Origin of the sequence: Microbispora sp. NPDC049633 (genome assembly GCF_040675265.1) — a bacterium.
GTDB classification, from domain to species: domain Bacteria; phylum Actinomycetota; class Actinomycetes; order Streptosporangiales; family Streptosporangiaceae; genus Microbispora; species Microbispora maris.
In genome coordinates this window covers 1-2,194 of the sequence record NZ_JBFAOO010000392.1, presented here as the reverse complement: position 1 = coordinate 2,194, position 2,194 = coordinate 1, and the positions used below count along the sequence as shown (strand labels likewise).

Here is a 2,194-nt window from a genome sequence, read left to right as displayed (position 1 = left end):
AGCCGCCTCCGCCAGCGCGAGCAGCGCGCCGAGGACGCGGGCGACCGCCTTGTCCCGTTCGCCGGCGGTCTCCTCCAGCTCCGCGCGTTCCCGCGCGAAGAGCCGTACGAGGCCGGGGAGGCGGTAGCGTGACCGACCGTTCCCGTCGCCGCCCGCGCAGCTGAGGAGCTGGGCGTCGACGAGCAGGTCGGCGCATGTCTCGGCATCGCGCACCGGCACGTCGAGGGCCGCGGCGAGCATCCAGGCGGCGAGATCGGGGACGTCGAGCAGGCCGAGCATCCGCAGCGCCCGGCGGGCGGTCTCGCCGAGCCGGTCGTAGTCGGCGGCCAGCCCGGCCCGGACCGACAGGTCGCCGACGGCGAGCTCGTCCAGGCGCCGCCGCTCCTCCCGCAGGCGATCCGCCAGGTGTCCGAGGTGCCAGTGCTCGCGCAGCGCCAGTTTCGCCCCGGCGATCCGTATCGCCAGAGGCAGGTGACCGCAGAGCCGGACGATCTCGGCCGCGACCGCGGGCCGCGCCGCCACCCGGTCCGGCCCGGCGACGCGCGCGAGCAACTCGGACGCGCATGCCGGGTCGAGCGGGCCGACGCGTACGGCGCGGGCGCTGAGCCCCGCCAGGGCGCGCCTGCCCGTCACCAGCACGGCGCAGCCCGGGCCGCCCGGCAGGAGCGGCCTGACCTGCTCCTCGCCCGCGGCGTCGTCGAGCACGACCAGCACGCGGCGATCGGCCAGAAGGGTGCGGAACAGCTCGACGCGCTCCTCGGTCCCGTCCGGCACCGCCCGCGCGTCCGCGCCGAGGGCGATCAGGAACCGCGCCAGGGTCTCGGCCGGTTCGGCCGGTCGCGGGGCGGTCCCGCGCAGGTCGGCGTAGAGCCGGCCGTCGGGGAACGTCTCCCGCAGGCGGTGCGCGACGTGGACCGCGAGCGTCGTCTTGCCGGCGCCCGCCCCGCCGTACAGCGTCACCACCGGCGTCGCGGACGTGTGCCCGCCTTCACCGGTCAGCCACAGCCGCAGCGACTCCACCGTCTCCCGGCGGCCGGTGAAGTCGGCGATGTCCGGTGGCAGATGGCACGGCACGGTCGTCGCGGCCTCCGCCCGGCGCTCCTCCGCGTCGCTCCCGGCGTCGTCGCCGGCGCCGCACAGGGGGTACGCGCCGTGCTCGTCCGCGCAGGCCGTCCCCTCCGCCCCGAGGATCTCGTCGATGATCGGGCCGGTCGCCTCGTCCCGCAGGACCGCCTCGTGAACCCGCCGCAGCAACCGGCCGGGTTCCACGCCGAGCTCCTCGCCGAGCACGGTCCGCGTCCGCCGGTAGACCCCCAGCGCCTCGGCCTGGCGTCCGGCCCGGCTCAGCGCCAGCATCAGGCAGGCGTGCAGCCGCTCCCGGTACGGATGCAGCCCGGCCGTCTCGGTCAGGCCGGTCACCAGCTCCGCGTGGCGGCCGCGGGCGAGATCGACGACGGCCAGTTCCTCACAGGCCAGCAGCCGCTCCTCCTCCAGCCGCCGGGCCTCGTCGGCCACCGGCGCCACGTCCCCGGCGTCGGCGTAGGCGGGGCCCCGCCACAGGCCGAGCGCACGGTCGAACAGCATGCCCGCCGTCGCCAGATCGGCGTTCCTCCTGGCGGCCCGCCCCGCCGCCGCCAGCTCCCGGAAGCGCAGCGCGTCCAGTTCCGGCGGCAGTACGGCGACCGCGTAACCGCCGGTCCCGTGCACGACGCGGTCGCGCTCCCCCATCGCCCGCCTCAGCCGCAGCACGTATATCTGCAGGGTCTTGTGCGCGCTGCGCGGCGGCGTGCTCCCCCACAGCGCCTCGATCAGCGCCGGCACCGCCACAGGCCTGCCCGGCGTACACAGCAGGGCCGCCAGCAGGCGGCGCAGCATCGCCGCGCCCAGCGGAACAGGCGTCCCTTCGCGGCTCATCCGCAGCGGCCCGAGAACGTCGAACTCGAACACCGTCACCCCCGGCGAGGCCGGTCGCCCTGGCGGGCCTCGGTGGGCCGGGGTGCCCGCCGACTCCTCCCCGGCCATGCCCTGCCCTGGCGGCCCCCGTCGCATGGTCTCCTTCTGCGGGCTCTTCCGAGCGTCGAAGAGGCCGGTATACGCGAGGTATATGCCCTGGGAGCGGCCCTGGGAGCGGCGGGGGCGGCCGGGCCCCCCGGGGGGGGGCCCCCGGGCGGGGGGGGGGGGGGTGGGGGGGGGG

The 2,194-nt window shown here is 77.3% G+C and carries 1 protein-coding gene; it reads right to left on the bottom strand.

Annotated features, from left to right (window positions below; translation table 11 throughout):
* A partial coding sequence (locus AB0J39_RS39280) for a BTAD domain-containing putative transcriptional regulator (RefSeq protein WP_363474267.1) occupies nt 1–2,049 on the bottom strand: 2,049 nt, incomplete at its 3' end.
* Nucleotides 2,050–2,194 lie beyond the last annotated feature (145 nt).